The organism is Promicromonospora sp. NPDC050249 (assembly GCF_040656015.1).
Classification (GTDB): domain Bacteria; phylum Actinomycetota; class Actinomycetes; order Actinomycetales; family Cellulomonadaceae; genus Promicromonospora.
The window spans coordinates 90,435-107,909 of sequence record NZ_JBFAKY010000016.1 but is presented as its reverse complement, the minus strand read 5'-3'; the positions used below and the strand labels follow the sequence as shown (position 1 = coordinate 107,909).

The window sequence follows — 17,475 nt, the reverse complement described above, 5'->3', positions numbered from 1 at the left end:
TGTCCGGACAGATGCTCTCCTTCGGCGGGGTGGGTCAGTGGGCGAAGTGGCGGGTGCCCGTGAGGTACATCGTGATGCCCGCCGCCTCTGCGGCCTTGATGACTTCCTCGTCGCGGATCGAGCCGCCCGGCTGCACGACGGCGGTGACCCCGGCGTCGAGCAGCACCTGCAGGCCGTCAGCGAACGGGAAGAACGCGTCGGACGCCGCGACGGCGCCCCGGGCCCGCTCCGCGCCGTCGGCCAGGGTGTTCGCGCGCTCGACCGAGAGGCGGCACGAGTCGACGCGGTTCACCTGGCCCATACCGATGCCGACCGCCGCGCCGTCCTTCGCCAGGAGGATCGCGTTCGACTTGGCGGCGCGCACGGCCTTCCAGGCGAAGGCGAGGTCGGCGAGCACCTCGGGCGACGCGGCCTCGCCGGTCGCCAGGGTCCAGTTCTCCGGGGCGTCGCCGTCAGCCTGGAACCGGTCGGTCGCCTGCATGAGCAGCCCGCCTGAGATCGGCCGGGTCTCGACGGCGCCCGAGGGCGCCTCCGGGACGACCAGCAGGCGGATGTTCTTCTTGGCCCGCAGGATCTCCAGCGCCTCCGGCTCGAAGCCGGTCGCCACGACGACCTCGGTGAACACCGGGGCGATCTGCGCGGCGGCGGCCGCAGAGATCACACCGTTGGCGGCGATCACGCCGCCGAACGCGCTGACCGGGTCGGTCGCGTGGGCCCGCGCGTGCGCCTCCGCGATGTCGGCGCCGACGGCGATGCCGCACGGGTTGGCGTGCTTGATGATCGCCACCGCCGGGCCCTCGTGGTCCCAGGCGGCGCGCCACGCGGCGTCGGCGTCGACGTAGTTGTTGTAGCTCATGGCCTTGCCGTGCAGCTGCTCGGCCTGGGCCAGACCCTTGACCCCGTCACCGCGCGTGTAGAGGGCGGCCCGCTGGTGCGGGTTCTCGCCGTAACGAAGTACGTCGGCACGCTCCCAGGTGCCGCCGGCCCAGGCCGGGAAGCCCGTGGACACGGGGCCCTCGGCGCCGTCCACCGCGTCGGTGGGCGAGAGCACGGAGCCCATCCAGGACGCGACCGCGACGTCGTACGTGGCGGTGTGCACGAAGGCCGCCGCCGCGAGCGCCTTGCGCTGGGCGTAGGTGAAGCCGCCGGCCTGCACGGCGGTGACGACGTCGTCGTACCGCGCGGGGTCGACGACGACGGCTACCGACGGGTGGTTCTTCGCCGCGGCGCGCACCATGGACGGCCCGCCGATGTCGATCTGCTCGACGACGGCGTCCGGCCCGGCGCCCGACGCGACGGTGGCCGCGAACGGGTAGAGGTTCACGACGACCAGCTCGAACGGCGCGATCTCGAGCTCGACGAGCTGGTCGAGGTGGTCCTGCTTGCGGGTGTCGGCGAGGATGCCGGCGTGCACGCGGGGGTGCAGGGTCTTGACCCGGCCCTCGAGGCACTCGGGGAACCCGGTGAGCTCGTCGACGGGGGTGACGGGGATCCCGGCGTCGGCGATCCGCGACGCGGTGGAGCCGGTGGAGACGAGCTCGACCCCTGCGTCGTGCAGGGCGGTCGCGAGCTCGATCAGGCCGGTCTTGTCGTAGACGCTCAGCAGGGCGCGCCGGACGGGGCGCTGCGAGTCATCGGTGAGCTGGACATCGGGTACGGACGGGGCGCCGGACATGGCGGTTCTCCTCGGATTAGCTTCGCGGAAAACCCTGGCACCCAGGCGGGCGGCGCGCATCACGGGTCGCTCGGCCGCTCCCCGGTGGTGACCCACCCTCGCCAGTCACGGCCACAAGAAGTGTAGCCGGACGTCAGTACGCGTAGCGGTGGACGGTCTCCGGGTGGATGACGACGCGGAGCTGCTCGGTGGCGAGGATCCCGGCGAGGTCGGCGGCCCGGGTCGGGTCGGTGAGGTCCCAGTAGCGGGCGGCGAGCCGGGAGCTCAGGTCGTGCGCCCCTGCGGTCTCCACCGTGGTGCGGCCTGCGACGGAGATCCAGCGTTCGCGTTCGCCGACGGGTGCGGCGACGACCAGCGAGGCGCGCGGGTCGCGGGCCAGGCGGCGCAGCTTCAGGGAGCCCGGCTCGGTGATGAACTCGACGGTGCCCTCCGCGGTGACCTCGAACCACACGGGGCGGGGCTGCGGCGGCTGCGTCCCGCCGGCGACGGACAGGAACCCGTGCAGGGAGCGGGCGAGGAACTCGAGGTCCTCGGCGGTCAGGCTCGTGCTGTTGGTCATGACAGCGATTCAACGCCGCCCGGCCGGACGAATCCATGGGTGAGGAGCCGGTTTACCTTTGTGATCGTCTAGTCTCGGTGGATGGACTCGTTCGGTGATCTCTTCCGCGGGATGCGCGCCCAGGGCTCGCTGTTCGGCAGCTCGACGCTGTCGCCGCCCTGGGCGCTGGACTTCGTCGACGGTGCGCCGCTGACGCTGTGCGCGGTCATCAGCGGAGCGGGCTGGATAGTCACCGAGGGCCACCCGCCGGTGGAGCTGCGCGCCGGAGAGACGGCGGTCGTGCGCGGGCCCGCGCCGTTCCTGTTCGTCGACGAGGTCGGCACGACCGCCGAACCGGTGGCGTGCGGCGAGCACTGCGCGGTGCCCGAACAGGGCGGGACCAGGTACCGGCGTGGCTGGAACGACTGCGGCGAGGGCGCGACGACGCTCGTCGTCGGCGCCTACCCGGTGAGCGGGGAGATCAGCCGGCGGCTGCTGGACGCGCTGCCCGTGGTGCTGCGTGTCGGTGCGGGCGGCGCGAGCGACGCCGTGCTGGACCACCTCGCCGCCGAGGTCGCCACCGACATCCCTGGGCAGCAGGTGGTGCTGGACCGGCTGCTGGACTGGTTGCTGGTCTGCGCGGTGCGCGACTACTTCGACCGGCCCGACGGCGAGCCCCCTGCCTGGTACGCCGCCCAGCGCGACCCGGTGGTCGGCGACGCCCTGCGCCTCCTGCACGCCGAGCCGGCGGCGCCCTGGTCGGTCGCCACGCTGGCCGCCCGGACGGGCGTGTCCCGGTCCACCCTGGCCAAGCGGTTCGCCGACCTGGTCGGCGAACCGCCGCTGACCTACCTCACGGGTTGGCGGATGACGCTCGCCGCAGACCTGCTGACCGAACGCGAGAGCGCGACCGTCGCAGAGGTCGCCCGCGTCGTCGGCTATTCCGACCCGTTCGCCTTCAGTGTGGCGTTCAAGCGGGTCCGCGGCGTCAGCCCGAGCACGTTCCGGCGCACCGGTGCGCTCGCCCGGAGCGCGTAGCGCTCACGCCGGCATCCGCACCTCAGGTGGCCGGCGACGACGGCGTCGTCGGCCACTCGACCACGTCCGCCGCCCACGTGTCCGGGAGGCCGATGCGCCACAGCGGCCGCACCAGGAACATGGCGGCGAACAGAGACATCCATCCGGCGGCGAACGCCCACATCGCGCCGCCGATCCCGAGGTTCGCCAGCAGCAGGCTGCCCACGAGCGGCGCGGTGGGCCCGGCCACCAGGCTGGTGAGCCCCATCGTCCCGGCCATCCGGCCCTGCATGTGTCCGGGGGTGATCGCCGTGGCGTAGGAGACCATCCCGGCGTTGAGCGCCGGTGCGAAGAACATCATTCCCGCCAGCGCCGCGACAAAGCCCCAGAACGTCGGGAAGAGCGCCATCACGACGACGGCCACCCCGGAGACCCCGAGCGCCATCGCCGTCAGGAGACCCACGCGCACCCGGTTGACGAGCAGGCCCGCGAGGATCGATCCCGCCAGCACCCCGACTCCGACCGCCGTGTTGATGAGGCCGATGAGCACGGGTGGCGTCCCGATGCTCACCAGGTGCAGGTTGATCGTGATCATCATTCCGTTGAGCACGATGTTGACCAGCATGAACAGCCATATCGCGGTGCGCAGCAACGGCACGCCGAAGACGTAGCGCAACCCCTCCTTCAGCGACGCGAGCGGAGGCTCTGCCCGCGCGGCTGCGAGGTCGCCGTTGAGCGGCTCGCGCACCAGGGCCGTGGAAACCACCGACACCAGCCGCCCCGCCGCGGACACGACGAACGGCAGCACCGTGCTCATGCCGTAGAGCAGTCCGCCGACCGGTCCCTGGAGCAGAGTGGCCGCGGCATCACGCCCCTGCGCCACGGACATCGCCTGCCCCAGCTGCTCCTTGGGCACCACGGCGTGCAGGGCCGCCGTCCCGGCGGGGTCCATGAGCGAGCCCACCATCGACGAGACGAACAGCGCGGCCGCCAGGTGCGGGGCGGTGATCGCGAGCCCGTCGACCAGCCCGGCGACCACCACGCTCAGCCAGGCGAGCGCCGCGACCGTGCTACCGATCATGATGAGCCGACGGCGGTCCACCCGGTCCACGATCACCCCGGCCGGCAGCGTCATGAGCACCGATCCGAGCTGGCCGACGAACGAGATCACTCCCGCCTGCACCACCGATCCCGTGATCCCGTAGGCGGCCAGGGGCACGGCGAAGGCACCGATCGCGGCGCCGACGTCCTCGGCCGTCGCCCCGGTCAGGAGCAGACGGTAGGAACGGTTCTTCCAGAGACCGGTCGCCGTCGCGGGAGTCTCGCCCGCACGGGCCTCGCCCGTCGCCTCATCCGTCGTCATGGCGACAACCTAGAACCCGCACCGACTATTGCGCAACAGCTATTGCGCATCTGTCCGTGCGGAACGTTGTTAGCCTGGGACGATGCTGGATGAGACCGTTCTTCACATCACCGACCCGGAGACCCTGCGCGCCATGGCGCACCCGCTGCGGCAACGGATCCTGATCGAGCTCAACGTCCGGGAGCACGCCCGTGCAGCCGACCTCGCCAGGTCGCTGGACGTTCCGGCGAACTCGATCAGCTTCCACCTGCGGGTCCTCGCCAAGCACCACTTCATCGAGGAGGCGCCGGAGCTCGCGCGGGACAAACGGGACCGCGTGTGGAAGCCCGTCGTCGAGCGGTTCCAGGTCGACCGGAACCTCGCGGGGGCAGAGAACGCCATCGACCCCTACCTGCGCTGGCTCCGCGCCATGTTCCTGCGCGACCGGGAGGCTTCTGGCGCCCAGGACGACTTTCATGAGGGCACGGCCAGCGGAGCCTTCTTCACGCGCGACGAGGCGGAGCAGATGACGGCGGAGGTGTTCGCCGTCATGGAGAAGTGGTGGGACAGGACCGGCGCGGCCAAGCGCGCCGACCCGGACGATCCGGAGCGGAAGTTCTACCAGGTCCTCTACGCCGTGGGCCCGCGGGACCTGGCTCGCGAGCCCATCCCCGAGGACTGACCTACTCCAGCGCGTCGGCCGCCCAGGTGTCCGGCGTGCCGATCCGCATGAGCGGCCGCGTGCAGCCGAGCGCCAGGAGCACGCACGCCATCGCCCCCACCATCACCCACAGACTGGTGCCGACGCCGAAGCCTTCCAGCAGAGCACTGCCCAGGACGGGTGCGGCCGGCGCGGCGATCAGCCCGGTCAGCCCCAGCAGGGACGTGGCGCGGCCCATCATCCGGTCCGGGACGATCACCGTGAGGTACCCGGTGAAGCCCGCGTTGAGCGCCGGGTAGAGGAACACCCCGAACGCGAGCATCGAGACGAAGACCCAGTACGTCGGCACGAGCGCCATGACGGCCAGTGCGACGACCAGCAGGCCGATGGTCAGGAGCCCGAACCGGCCCACCCTGGTGCGCTGCACGATCGGTCCGGCGACGACCGCTCCCGCCAGCATGCTGATGCCCGCACACGCGTCCACCAGCCCGATGAGCCGAGGATCGGTGCCGGTCCGGACGAGCTCCAGGTTGATGACGACCATCAGCGCGATCGCCGTCAGGTTCAGCAGGGTGATCAGGACCAACACGGCACGGAAGAGCGGCACGGCGCCCACGAAGCGCAGCCCCTCGCGCAGGTCGGCCAGCGGATGGCTCAGCGCGGTCCGCTCACGGTTGAGCGGCTCGCGCACGAGCGAGACCGCTACCGCCTCGATCGCGTGCCCGACCACGGACGCCACGAACGGCAGCACGTGGGCCATGCCGTAGAGCAGTCCCCCGATGGGCCCCGCGAACAGCCCGACGGCCGCCATCCGCCCCTGGTTGACGGCCATGGCGTTCGCCATCTGGGCCGGTGGCACGACGGCGCGCAGCGCACCCCCCGACGCGGGGTTCACGAACGCGCTCACCATCGAGGAGCCGAACAGCACCGCCGCCAGGTGCCAGCCGCTCAGGGCGCCGGCGAGGCCGGCCACCAGCGCCGTCGCCCAGAGGGCGGTCCCTGTGGTGGCAGCGAGCACCAGCAGCCGACGGCGGTCCACCCGGTCCGCGACGACGCCCGCCGGCAGGGTCGCCACCAGCGCGCCGACCTGGCCGATCCCGCTGATCAGGCCGGCCTGCGCCACCGAGCCGGTGAGCTCGAACGCCAGCAGCGGCACCGCGAACGTGCCGACGCCCGCCCCGATCGCCTGCGCGAACCGCCCGGTGGTCAGGAGCAGGTAGGCGCGGTTGCGCCGGAGCGGGACCTCCGGCGCGGGTTCGGTCTCGGCCGTCCGGGTCTCTGCGGTCACGCCGCACAACGTAGTGGTCAGGCGTGTCGAGCGGGTGAAATGTCCATGCACCAGCTTGTCGCACCTGCCCGGTCTCCGGCGGTGCCAGAGCCGACGCGTAGCGCATACGCATCGGTGGGTGCCGGCTGTGCCGTACTACGTTCAGCTCAGTCCGGAGGATGCGGGCTCAGCTGAGCGGTCGAGACCGCGCTCAGCGGCCGATCGAAGCCTTCCGACCCGCGACGTACAGCCCCTCGCGGGCAATGCGGCCCACCGTCTCGACGAGCAGCGCCCGCTCGGCGACCTTGATCCGTTCTGTCAGGGCCGGCTCGTCGTCGTGCTCGTGGACGGGCACGGCGGCCTGGGCGATGATCGGGCCGGTGTCCACGCCGTCGTCGACGACGTGAACCGTGCAGCCGGTGATCTTCACGCCGTGGGCGAGCGCGTCGCGAACGCCGTGGGCGCCCGGGAAAGAGGGCAGCAGGGCGGGGTGCGTGTTGATGATCCGGCCCTCGAACCGCCGCACGAACGTCGGCGCCAGGATCCGCATGAAGCCGGCAAGCACCACGAGGTCCGGCTGGAAGACCGCTACGGCCTCCGCGACACCCACGTTCCACGCGGCGCGGTCCTCGAAGTCCTTCGTCGAGACGACGACCGAGGCGACCCCCGCCTCGTGCGCGAGGTCGAGGGCGCCGGCGGCGGGGTTGTCGGTCACGACACCGACCACGCGGGCGCCGTACGACGCCTCCCCGTGAGCGGCGAGCAGGGCAGCGAGGTTGGAACCGAACCCGGAGACCAGCACGACGACCCGCTGGGACGACGTGGACTCGACGGGGTGACCGGAGGGCGTCTGCACGCAGACCAGCCTACGTGGACACCGGTCCGCGGGCCGAACCGTCGGTCGACTCGTCGTCCGCCCCTGCGACGAGCCGGTCGGGCTGCTCGGGTCGGTCAGCTTCCAGTCCGTCGGATCCGTCAGATCTCTCAGACTCGTCGGACCCGTAGGGCTGCGATCCATCGGACTCGGGCCCCTCCGGGCCCCTCCCGACCTCCTCGGCCCGGTCCCGCACACGCGCGGCCAGGCCGACGGCGTCCAGCTTGGCGCCGAGCAGCACCGCGGCGGCTCCCCCGCCGACCTCCGCGGCCACGAGGCCGGCGGTCAGCAGCGCGTTCGCGCCGACGTCTGCCAGTCGGCCCGGACCACCCGCACCCGCCGCCAGCCACTGCCCGAGGAGCATGACGACGGCCGGGGTGAGGACTATCCCGCAGAGCACCCACCCGACGTCGGACCAGCGAACCAGCGACGGCTCCAGCCGGCGCCAGACGAACAGGCCCGCCGCCACCCCGCACAGGACCACGAGCACGGGTACCCAGGCGCTGATCGGGTTGGCCCAGTCCTCCCCCGGCAGCGCACCGAGGAGCGGGATGGCGGGCAGCGGTCCGGAGATCGTGCCGAACGGCGTGAAGCTGGTCCCCTCGCCGATGGCGAAACCCGGCCCAGCGAGCCAGGCGATCGCCCACAGCACCAGGTTGGGCAGCAAGGCCAGCTGCGCGACGGCGAACACGATCCCGCCGGTCCAGCCAGGCTCGAGGGCGGTGATGATGTCCGACGACGTGGCACGCCCTGCCAGCGCCCACGCCGCCACCAGGATCGCCGCACCGCCGAGGAGCAGCGCGACGGCCAGCGTTCCGCCCCGCAGTCCGAGCCGCAGCGTCGCAGGCACCAGGTCGACGCCGGTGACCTGGCGGGCCAGCGCCTCCACCCGCTCACCGAACTCGGTGGCCGCCGGGGCGTCAGGGCGCGCCAGGATGCCGAGCGCCATGCCGAGGCCGCCCACGGACAAGCCGGCCAGGGGCGCTGTCACGAGCGTCCAGCCGGGTGCGCTCCCTGCGATGGCGGCCACCGCCGTCGCGCAGAGGGCGTAGGTGACGGTGCCGGCGGCCCATGCGGCCACCGACGTGGTGGCGAAGCGCTTGGCCGAGACGTAGGTGAGGAACAGCGCCAGGCCCGTGACGCCGAGCGGCGCGAGGGAGACGGTGACGGTGTCGGCGGTGAGCGGGACACCGTGGCCCAGCAGCCAGATGCCCATCGCGACGTCGACGGCCGAGCGGACCTCCGCGCCGTCGCCGGGGGTGCCGGCGGCCGTGGACATCGCCGCAGTGCCGACGAGGTAGGCGACGACCGCCGGGAGGACCACCACGGCGAGCGACAGCATGAGCGCCTGACCGGCCGCGAGGACACCGGCCACGACGTGGGAGACCGTCGGCGGTTCGTGCTCCGCCGGGGTCGGATCCTCGACCAGCCGGCTGCGCCGGGCGGTCGGCCTGCTGGCCGGTCGGCTCGTCCGGGCGCCGGGGGTGCGGGTGGCCGAGCTGGGTCGGGGTGGTGCGCTCACCACGCAATCTTCACCCGGGCGGGGCTGTCACACGGCGGACGCGGCTCGGCGTGGCCCGGGTGAACTTCGGGAAAAATCACAGCGAAGCATGGAGTTCACGTGCGTTCCTGGTGTAGAAAAGCCCATTTTGCGAACTCCGCCCGCGAAGCAGAACCCTCGCGAGGCAGAACCCCAGCGAGATAGAACTGTGGCGAGGTAGGACCCAGCGCTTGCCGGGGTCCTACCTCGCCACAGTTCTACTTCGCCTCAGTGCTGTCTCGCGAGGGTTCTACGTCGCGGGAACGGGAGGGTCAGAGCGACTGCAGGACCTCGCGCATGAGGTCAGCGGTCTCGGTAGGCGTCTTGCCGACCTTGACGCCGACGGCCTCGAGGGCCTCCTTCTTCGCGGCGGCGGTGCCGGCCGAGCCGGACACGATCGCGCCGGCGTGGCCCATCGTCTTGCCCTCGGGGGCGGTGAAGCCCGCGACGTAGCCGACGACCGGCTTGGTGACGTGTGCCTTGATGTACTCGGCTGCACGCTCCTCGGCGTCGCCGCCGATCTCGCCGATCATCACGATCGCCTTGGTCTCCGGGTCGTTCTCGAAGGCCTCGAGCGCGTCGATGTGCGTGGTGCCGACGATCGGGTCGCCGCCGATGCCGATGGCGGTCGAGAAGCCGAGGTCCTTCAGCTCGTACATCATCTGGTAGGTCAGCGTGCCCGACTTCGACACGAGACCGATCGGGCCCTTGCCCGTGATGGTGTGCGGCGTGATGCCGGCCAGCGACTCGCCGGGCGTGATGATGCCGGGGCAGTTCGGCCCGATCATCCGGGTCTCCTTGCCCTGCAGGTAGGCCCACACCTCTGCGGTGTCCTGCACGGGCACACCCTCGGTGATGACTACGAGCAGGCCGATGCCGGCGTCGATGGCCTCGATGGCGGCGTCCTTGGTGAAGGCCGGCGGCACGAAGACGACGGAGACGTCCGCACCGGTCTCGGCCATGGCCTCCTTGACGGTGCCGAAGACGGGCAGGGTCACGTCGTTGCCGGCGTGGTCCTTGTGCTGCACCGTGGTGCCGGCCTTGCGAGCGTTCACGCCGCCGACGATCGTCGCACCGGAGTCGAGCATGAGGGCGGTGTGCTTGGCACCCATGCCGCCCGTGATGCCCTGGACGATGATCTTCGAGTCCTTGTTCAGGTAGATCGACATTGTCTTCTAATCTCTGCTTTCGAAGTCTTCAGCGGGCGATCAGGCGGCGGCCGCGGCCTTGGCGGCAGCGAGGTCGGCGCCGCCGTCCATGGTGTCGGCAAGGGTGACGAGCGGGTGGTTGCGCTCGGCGAGGATCTGACGGCCCAGCTCGACGTTGTTGCCGTCGAGGCGGACGACCAGCGGCTTCGTCGCGGCGTCGCCCAGCAGGTCGAGCGCGCCGACGATGCCGTTCGCAACCTCGTCGCAGGCGGTGATGCCGCCGAAGACGTTCACGAACACTGCCTTGACCTGCTCGTCCCCGAGGATGACGTCGAGACCGTTCGCCATGACCTTGGCGTTCGCGCCGCCGCCGATGTCGAGGAAGTTGGCGGGCTTGACGCCGCCGTGCTTCTCACCGGCGTACGCGACGACGTCCAGCGTCGACATGACCAGCCCGGCGCCGTTGCCGATGATGCCGACCTCGCCGTCGAGCTTGACGTAGTTGAGGTCGTTCTCCTTGGCCTTCGCCTCGAGCGGGTCGGCAGCAGCCGAGTCCTCGAGCGCCGCGTGGTCCGCGTGGCGGAAGCCGGCGTTCTCGTCGAGCGTCACCTTGCCGTCGAGGGCGACGATCTCGCCGTCCTCGGTCTTGACCAGGGGGTTCACCTCGACCAGCGTGGCGTCCTCTGCCTTGAACACGGTCCAGAGGCCGCGGATGACCTCGGCGACCTTGCCCTTGATGTCGTCGGCGAAGCCTGCGGCGTCCACGATCTCAGCGGCCTTGGCCTCGTCGATGCCGACGGCCGGGTCGACGGCGATGCGGGCCAGCGCCTCAGGGCGCTCGACGGCCAGCTGCTCGATCTCCATACCGCCCTCGACGGAGCACATGGCGAGGTAGTTACGGTTCGACCGGTCCAGGAGCACGGAGAAGTAGAACTCCTCGGCGATCTTGGCGCCCTGCGCCACCATCACGCGGTGCACGATGTGACCCTTGATGTCCATGCCGAGGATCTCGCCGGCCTTCTCGGCGGTCTCTTCGGGCGAGTGGGCCAGCTTGACGCCGCCCGCCTTGCCACGACCACCGGTCTTGACCTGGGCCTTCACGACGACAGTTCCGCCGCCCAGCTTCTCGGCGCCTTCGCGAGCCTCTTCGGGGGTCGTCGCGACAACCCCACCAAGCACGGGCACGCCGTGCTTCTCGAAGATGTCGCGCGCCTGGTATTCGAACAGGTCCACCCTGCTGCGTCCTTCCATCGGGATGCGGCCCTCGGACGTCGTTGTCGCCCGGAGCCCGGCTGAAGCGATGTCTCGACGTCAAGACATCCCGGTACAGCGTAGCCCTGGATCGTCCGTGCTTCCGAACGAAGCGGCGTTATTCCGGGGCCGGCAGGAGGTGGAGGCGCGGCTCGGCAGCACGGGCGACGAGCGCGGTCCGGTCACCTGCGGTAGTGGGTGAAGAACTCCCAGATGAGCTCGGTTGCAGACACTTCCTGTGTGGCGCTGCTGTCGTTGCCCCCGGGCCAGCTGTGCGTGCCGCCGGCGACCTTGTAGAACACGACGTCGGCCCGTCCGCGGCATGTGGTGTACGTCTCCCTGGTGACGTGCTCCGTGACCGGTTCGACCCTCGGCCCGGTCGTGCAACCGTTCATCCGGGCCCACGACTGCACGGCGAGCTGGGTCGTGTAGCCCCAGCGCTTGTCGGCGTTGCCCTGGTAGGGGTTCACGGTGTCCGCGTCGCCGTGGAAGGTGATGACCGGCACGCCGCGCGCGGGGGCGCACGACTGGAGCTCGACCGCAGCCGGGTCGTCGGGCGAGGGCCGGCCCGCGCGCAGTCCCGCGACCGGCGCGATGGCCGCGACCTTGTCCGGGCGGGCGCACGCGTACGCCGACGCCATCCGGGCGCCGCCGGAGTGCCCCGTCACGTAGACCCGGCGCGGGTCGGCGCAGCCGAGGCTCACCAGCTCGTCGATCACGGCGGTGAGGAACTCGACGTCGTCGCGCGTGCCGGGCGGCGGGTACGCGCCGGCCGTCGTCGGCACGCCGGGCACGTTCCAGAACCAGACCTGGCCGGGGTTCGGGTCGGCGACCGGGATGGCGCCGTTGGGCGCCACCGTGACGAACCCTTCCGCGTCGGCGGTCAGGTCGAGGTCGTTGTACGCGGAGATCGACTCCGCGTTGCCGTTGCTGGGGTGCAGGTTGAGCACCAGCGGCCGGACGCCGGTGCTGCGGTCGGCCTCCGGGTCGACGTCGGGCACGTGCACCCGGACGGGATAGGCGACACCGTCCAGCTCGACGTCGACCTGGCTCGTGCCCGCCGGCACCGCGCAGTCCCTGCCGGGTCGCCCGGTCGTGGCGCCGTCGAACGTGGACGTGCTGGTGGTCTCGGGGCCCTTGACCTGGTCGGTGCCGCTGGTCAGCGCCGCGTAGGCCGGGCCTGCGACGACCGCGCCGAGCGCGGTGAGCGCGGCGATCCCGCGGCCCAGGAAACGAGTGCTGTGCATGACGACTCCCTTGTCGTGGTGCGCCCGGCGGGCGGACGCCCGACGCCCCCTGGCATCGGCGCGTCGAGGCTACCCGGCGGATCGTCAACCTGGGTTGACACCCAGGGATCTTGTCAACCATAGTTGACACATGAGCCAGCAAGCACTTGTCGCGTCCGCCGCCGGGGACGACCCCGCGGACGGGCTGCGCGCCGTCCGGGCCCTGCGCGAGCTGGCCGACCGTCTCGAGGCGCTCCAGGTGGAGCGTGCGCGGCGGCTCGGCTGGTCGTGGCAGGACATCGCCGGTGCGCTCGGCGTCTCCCGCCAGGCAGTCCACAAGAAGCACAACAGGAGGATCTGATGTTCGAGAGGTTCACGAAGGACGCCCGCTCCGCCGTCGTCGACGCCCAGCTCGTCGCCCGTGCCGCGCACAGCGACCAGATCGACAGCCGCCACCTGCTCGTCGCCCTCGCCGAGCGCGACGGACCCGCCCGCACCGCGCTGACCGACGGCGGTATCGACGTGACGGAGCTCGTCACCCGCGCGCGCACGAACATCGAGGCGGGCGACGCCCTCGACCCGGCCGCACTGGCCGCCGTCGGCATCGACCTCGACGAGGTGACGCGGCGCACCGAGGAGACCTTCGGCGCGGGCGCGCTGACCCGCGCGGGCCGCATCCTGCGCGGGCGCCGCAAGCACGTCCCGTTCACCGCGGACGCGAAGAAGTCGCTGGAGCTCGCGCTCCGCGAGGCGATCCGCCTGGGCTCCAAGGAGATCCACGGCGGGCACCTCCTGCTCGGCCTGACCCGTGCGGAGTCCCCGGCCCGGAGCATCCTGTCCGAGGCCGGAGCCGACGTCGAGCGGGTCCGTCGCCTCGCGGAGGGTGAGAGCAAGGCGGCGTGACGCCCGTCGTCGACCGCCGCGACGGGTGGGCGACGGCAGGAAACTGGCCGAACGGTGCCACCTGACCGGAGTCGGCCACGAAACGGCGTCGCCGTTACACGGGCGAAACCCAGCACACGGTTTCCGATGGGTAGGAAAGGAGCAACACCTCTCGAAAGGGACTTCTGTGTCCACCTTCCTCACCCGTGCCAGAGGGCTGGTCGCCGTCGGCGTCGCAGCGGCTCTGGCGGTCGGAGCCGCGTCGACGTCCGCCGCGGCTCCGGCCGGCCCCGGCAGCCCCGTCCCGCCGGGCGGCTCACCCGCCGCGCTCCCGTCGTCGGCGCCGGGCTCGCGCAGCGTCACCCTGATCACCGGTGACACGGTCACCGTCACGACGGCGGCGGACGGCACGACCGTCACCGACGTCGAGGGCCCCGGCGGCGCGACGTCGACCTACCACCGCACCGAGCGCGAGGGCAGCACGTACGTCTACCCGGACGCCGCGCTCCCCTACGTCACCGCGGGCACCCTCGACGACCGGCTGTTCAACGTGACGCAGCTCCTCACGAACGGCTACGACGACGCGAGCGCGGACACGCTGCCGCTGATCGTCCGCTACACGGACGCCGCGGCCCGGTCGCGCGGCACCACGCCGCTCGACGGGTCCGACGTCGTCCGCACGCTGCCGAGCGTGGACGGCGCCGCCGTCGAGCAGGACCGCTCCGATGCGGCCACGTTCTGGACCGCCCTGACCGACGGCGCGGCCTCCGGCACCGCCCGCCGCGGCGCCGATACCCCCGCGTTCGCCGGCGGCATCGAGAAGGTCTGGCTCGACGGCCCCGTCACCGCCGACCTCGCCGAGTCGACCGCCCAGATCGGCGCGCCCGACGTGTGGGCCGACGGCAACACCGGCGCGGGCGTGGACGTCGCCGTGCTCGACACGGGCATCGACCCCACGCACCCCGACCTGGCCGACCAGGTCACGGCGTCGGCCTCGTTCGTGCCCACCGAGGACTACGTCGAGGACTACATCGGGCACGGCACGCACGTCGCCTCGACGATCGCGGGCACCGGTGCGGCGTCCGACGGGCTCGAGCGGGGAGTCGCCCCAGGTGCCCGGCTGCACGTCGGCAAGGTGCTGGACAGCAACGGCCAGGGTCTGGAGTCCTGGATCATCGCGGGCATGGAGTGGGCCGCCCGCGACCAGGACGCCCGCGTGGTCAGCATGAGCCTCGGCGGCGAGCCCGCCGGGGCGGACGACCCGATGGCGCAGGCCCTGGACGAGCTCACCGCCGAGACCGGAGCGTTGTTCGTGACCGCAGCGGGCAACGGCGGCCCGCGCACCATCAGCACCCCGGCCCTCGCGGACTCGGCCCTCACCGTGGGCGCGGTGGACGCGACCGACACGCTCGCCGAGTTCTCCAGCACGGGCCCCGCGATCGACGGCGGGATCAAGCCAGAGGTCACCGCCCCCGGCGTCGACGTCCTCGCGGCCCGCTCGCAGCTCGTGCGCGGCTCCGGCATGTACACGACCATGAGCGGCACCTCGATGGCGACCCCGCACGTCGCGGGCACCGCCGCGCTCGTCGCGGCGGCCCACCCGGACTGGACGGCGGCGCAGATCAAGGAGGCGATCGTCAGCACCGCCGTGCCCACGCCCGCCTACACGGCCTTAGAGGCCGGCAGCGGCCGGGTCGACGCGTCGGCGGCCGTGACCGCGGAGGTCTTCGGCACCGCGAGCGCCGGGTTCGGCTCCCACACCTTCGGGTCCGGCCCGGGCGAGCTGTCGAAGCCGATCACGTACACGAACCTGGGCGACGCGCCGGTCGACCTGCACCTCGCGGTCGACGGCACGGTCCCGGCGGGCTTCCTCGCGCTGTCGTCGGGCTCGGTCACGGTGCCCGCGCACGGCACCGCGTCGGCGACGCTCACGGCCGACCTGTCGCTGCTGCCCGCGGACGTGGAGCTGAGCGCCACCATCGTCGCGACGGACGACGCCGGGACCGTGCGGGCCCGGACCCTGACGGGCGCGACCCGGGAGGGGCAACGTCAGGAGCTGACCGTCACCGTGAAGGACGACGACGGCCGCCCGGCGGCCGGCAAGCTGCTCGTCACGTCGGACGCCATCTTCGCCGGGGCGGACCTCGACGAGAACGGCACCGCCGTGCTGCGGCTGCCCGTGGACAGCTACAGCGGCTGGCTGTCGGTCGACGTCGAGGGCGCGAACGGGTCGGGCTCGCTCGGCACCGCGCTCCTGAGCTTCGTGGACGTGGACCTGAGCCAGGACCGGGCCGTCGTGCTCGACGCCCGCAAGGCGGTCCAGGTGCGGGCGGAGGTGCCGCAGGACTCCGACCCTGCGGCGATGCGCCTCGACGTGATCCGGCAGTTCCCGAACGGCGGGTACACGGCCAGCTCCATGTTCCCGGCGGGTGAGTACGACAGCCTGTGGGCGCTGCCCACCGGAAAGAAGGTCACCGACGGCCTGTTCGAGTTCGGGGCGCAGTTCCGCCTGGAGCAGCCGGCGCTGACGGTCGTGGAGGGCCGCGACGGGCTCGGCGACCTGCGGGTCAAGCGCGGGGCCACGCCGCTGCCGGCCGGCACCCGCACCCTGCGGGTGGTGCAGGCCGAGGGCCCGTACGACCTGGCGCGGCCGGGCTCGGGTAAGAACCTGAAAGGCACGGCAGTCGTCGTGCACGCCGCCGACACCGACGAGATCGCGACGCTGGCGCAGGCCGCCGCCGACGCCGGGGCGCGCCTCCTGCTCGTGGTCCACGACGGCGTCGGGCGGCTGGCGCCGTGGGACGAGTCCCCGTGGGTGCCCGGTGAGCCGGCCCCGCTCACGGTCGCCACGCTCACGTCCGGCCAGGGCGCCGAGCTGCTCCGGTCGCTGGACCGCCGCCGCCCCGAGGTCACGGTCACGGCGCACCCGACGACCGAGTACGTGTACGACGTCGTGCACCACTGGACGGGTGCCGTCCCGGCCCGGCCCACGTGGACCTCGACGAGGCGCGACCTCGCCCGGGTGGAGACGTCGTTCCGCAACTACCGGCAGGGTCCCGCCATGGAGGCACGGTTCGACGTCTGGCACGGGTGGACGGCGGGCAACCAGCTCGCGGCGCCCGCGCAGGGCGAGCGGACCGACTGGGTGACGGCCGGTGTCCCGTGGACGCAGAGCGCCCACATCTCGGGCGAGATGGGGCAGTCGTCCATCGAGGTGCTGCGGTACGGAGCTCGCACGACCAGCGACGTGACGTGGTTCGGGCCGATCCTGCGGCCGCGCATGGGGCCGCTGGACTCCCAGCCGATCCGCTACCTGGACCAGATGTACGTCCCGGTGCCGGGCTGGGGCGACTCCGGCAGCGGGCACGTGGGCACGACCGGCGGCGGGAACTTCGAGGTCCGCAACCGGGCGACGCTCTACCAGGGCGACACCGAACTCCTGTGGGGCAACGCCGAGTTCCTGCCGGTGGGCGGCGGCCTGCCCGCCGAGCGGCTGCCGTACCGGGTGGTCGTCGACAACGACCGCGCGGACTGGGCGGGGCCCTACTCGACGCACACGCACACCGAGTGGGACTTCACGTCCGCGGCCAGCAGGCCCGATGCCGTCGAGCCCCTGCCACTGGTCCAGCTCGACTACGGGGTGGACACCGACACGGCGGGACGCGCCGTGCGCAACGCCCGGCTGACGGTGATCCCGTCGCACCTGCCGGGGATCGAGGCCCGCGTGGGCCGGCCCACGGTCGAGGTGTCGTACGACGACGGGGCCACCTGGCACCGGCTCGACCTCACGCGAGACCACGGCTCCTGGTCGGCCAGGCTGGCGGCGCCGAGGAACGCCGAGTTCGTGAGCCTGCGGACGGCGGTCGAGGACAGCGACGGGAACAGCGTGTCGCAGACGCTGACACGGGCGTTCGGCGTGCGCTGACACCGCGCCCCCCAGCGATCGTGCCCGGAGACCACATGGTTTCCGGGCACGATCGTTGGGTGGGCGTCGCCCTTCCTCAAGGCAGCACGACAGCTCATCACCCATGGACTTTCGCCCAGATGGTCCGTA

General features: G+C 72.2%; 14 protein-coding genes and 1 riboswitch. Of the genes, 5 read left to right on the top strand and 9 right to left on the bottom strand.

Going from position 1 to position 17,475, the window contains the following annotated elements; translation table 11 throughout:
• Positions 1 to 34 precede the first annotated feature (34 nt).
• Entirely contained in the window at positions 35 to 1,675 is a 1,641-nt protein-coding gene (gene purH / locus AB0I32_RS15130; protein WP_357507305.1) for a bifunctional phosphoribosylaminoimidazolecarboxamide formyltransferase/IMP cyclohydrolase, read from the bottom strand.
• A 32-nt stretch (positions 1,676 to 1,707) separates the two neighbouring features.
• Positions 1,708 to 1,794, bottom strand: a riboswitch (ZMP/ZTP riboswitch).
• 14 nt (positions 1,795 to 1,808) lie between these two features.
• Complete coding sequence (locus tag AB0I32_RS15125) at positions 1,809 to 2,234, bottom strand: pyridoxamine 5'-phosphate oxidase family protein (protein ID WP_357507303.1); 426 nt, start codon at positions 2,232 to 2,234, stop codon at positions 1,809 to 1,811.
• An 81-nt stretch (positions 2,235 to 2,315) separates the two neighbouring features.
• Here AB0I32_RS15125 and AB0I32_RS15120 point away from each other — a divergent pair, with 81 nt between their 5' ends.
• Positions 2,316 to 3,251, top strand: coding sequence for an AraC family transcriptional regulator (locus tag AB0I32_RS15120; protein ID WP_357507301.1), 936 nt, complete (start codon positions 2,316 to 2,318; stop codon positions 3,249 to 3,251).
• Between the two features lie 22 nt (positions 3,252 to 3,273).
• Here the strand turns inward: AB0I32_RS15120 and AB0I32_RS15115 are convergent, their stop codons facing one another.
• Positions 3,274 to 4,593 carry an MFS transporter gene (locus AB0I32_RS15115; RefSeq protein WP_357507299.1) on the bottom strand — a complete coding sequence of 440 codons (1,320 nt, stop codon included), beginning with the start codon at positions 4,591 to 4,593 and terminating at the stop codon, positions 3,274 to 3,276.
• An 82-nt stretch (positions 4,594 to 4,675) separates the two neighbouring features.
• Here AB0I32_RS15115 and AB0I32_RS15110 point away from each other — a divergent pair, with 82 nt between their 5' ends.
• Entirely contained in the window at positions 4,676 to 5,254 is a 579-nt protein-coding gene (locus AB0I32_RS15110; RefSeq protein ID WP_357507297.1) for a helix-turn-helix domain-containing protein, read from the top strand.
• Between the two features lies 1 nt (position 5,255).
• Here the strand turns inward: AB0I32_RS15110 and AB0I32_RS15105 are convergent, their stop codons facing one another.
• The 6 genes from AB0I32_RS15105 to AB0I32_RS15080 form a co-directional block, all read right to left on the bottom strand.
• Positions 5,256 to 6,521: an MFS transporter gene (locus tag AB0I32_RS15105; protein WP_357507295.1), complete on the bottom strand. Its 1,266-nt coding sequence runs from the start codon at positions 6,519 to 6,521 to the stop codon at positions 5,256 to 5,258.
• A 190-nt stretch (positions 6,522 to 6,711) separates the two neighbouring features.
• Positions 6,712 to 7,356 (bottom strand): phosphoribosylglycinamide formyltransferase, encoded by a 645-nt coding sequence (gene purN / locus AB0I32_RS15100; RefSeq protein ID WP_357507293.1) that lies wholly within the window; start codon positions 7,354 to 7,356, stop codon positions 6,712 to 6,714.
• 10 nt (positions 7,357 to 7,366) lie between these two features.
• The gene (locus AB0I32_RS15095) at positions 7,367 to 8,896 is read right to left on the bottom strand and encodes a DUF6350 family protein (RefSeq protein ID WP_357507291.1); all 1,530 of its coding nucleotides are present in this window, start codon (positions 8,894 to 8,896) and stop codon (positions 7,367 to 7,369) included.
• A gap of 290 nt (positions 8,897 to 9,186) precedes the next feature.
• Positions 9,187 to 10,083, bottom strand: a complete 897-nt coding sequence (gene sucD, locus AB0I32_RS15090) for a succinate--CoA ligase subunit alpha (protein WP_357507289.1) — start codon at positions 10,081 to 10,083, stop codon at positions 9,187 to 9,189.
• Between the two features lie 39 nt (positions 10,084 to 10,122).
• Positions 10,123 to 11,295 carry an ADP-forming succinate--CoA ligase subunit beta gene (gene sucC, locus AB0I32_RS15085; protein WP_357507287.1) on the bottom strand — a complete coding sequence of 391 codons (1,173 nt, stop codon included), beginning with the start codon at positions 11,293 to 11,295 and terminating at the stop codon, positions 10,123 to 10,125.
• A gap of 200 nt (positions 11,296 to 11,495) precedes the next feature.
• Entirely contained in the window at positions 11,496 to 12,560 is a 1,065-nt protein-coding gene (locus AB0I32_RS15080; RefSeq protein WP_357507285.1) for a PHB depolymerase family esterase, read from the bottom strand.
• A 130-nt stretch (positions 12,561 to 12,690) separates the two neighbouring features.
• On the opposite strand from AB0I32_RS15080, the gene AB0I32_RS15075 reads away from it, so the two are divergent.
• From AB0I32_RS15075 to AB0I32_RS15065, 3 genes are all read left to right on the top strand, one after another.
• Positions 12,691 to 12,900, top strand: a complete 210-nt coding sequence (locus tag AB0I32_RS15075) for a helix-turn-helix domain-containing protein (protein WP_116673717.1) — start codon at positions 12,691 to 12,693, stop codon at positions 12,898 to 12,900.
• Positions 12,900 to 13,442, top strand: a complete 543-nt coding sequence (locus AB0I32_RS15070) for a Clp protease N-terminal domain-containing protein (protein WP_357507283.1) — start codon at positions 12,900 to 12,902, stop codon at positions 13,440 to 13,442. The genes AB0I32_RS15075 and AB0I32_RS15070 overlap by 1 nt, the downstream gene beginning before the upstream one ends.
• A gap of 166 nt (positions 13,443 to 13,608) precedes the next feature.
• Positions 13,609 to 17,346: a S8 family serine peptidase gene (locus AB0I32_RS15065; protein WP_357507281.1), complete on the top strand. Its 3,738-nt coding sequence runs from the start codon at positions 13,609 to 13,611 to the stop codon at positions 17,344 to 17,346.
• Positions 17,347 to 17,475 lie beyond the last annotated feature (129 nt).